At 40.7% G+C, this 499-nt stretch carries 1 protein-coding gene; it reads right to left on the bottom strand.

Going from position 1 to position 499, the window contains the following annotated elements:
* A partial coding sequence (locus tag MTCD1_RS18465) for a super-infection exclusion protein B (protein WP_088569003.1) occupies positions 1-249 on the bottom strand: 249 nt, incomplete at its 3' end.
* Positions 250-499: the final 250 nt, after the last annotated feature.

A 499-nucleotide genomic window follows, 5' to 3' on the forward strand; every position in this document is an offset into this window, starting at 1 on the left:
TTCTGTAAGGTTTTGAATTACTGATCGCACTTTATCGTTTTGCATCTTAATGCGTTTTCTTAGCTTAAATCGCTTATATCTGGCGCTGGCAATAGCTGATAATCGATGCACATTAATTGCTAGCGAAAATGCAAGAGCAAAGACGAAAACATGCCACACATGAGGAATACCGATTCTCTCATTAACATATTCAGGCCAGTTATCTGGGCTTAAAAGCAGAAGTCCAACCCAGATAACGATCATATACATGGTTCTCTCCAGAGGTTCATTACTGAACACTCGTCCGAGAATAACGAGTGGATCCATTTCTATACTCATCAAACTGTAGGGGTTGTAATAGTTTATCCGATTTCTCGCTGTAGGGGTACACGAGAACCACCGAGCCTGATGTGGTTAAAAGACAGGCACAATCTTTACTACCGCAATCCACTATTTAAGGTGATATATGGAAGAAGAATTTGAAGAGTTCGAAGAGCATCCTCAGGATGTGATGGAACAA

The sequence above is a fragment of the Colwellia marinimaniae genome, assembly GCF_002207865.1.
Classification (GTDB): domain Bacteria; phylum Pseudomonadota; class Gammaproteobacteria; order Enterobacterales; family Alteromonadaceae; genus Colwellia; species Colwellia marinimaniae.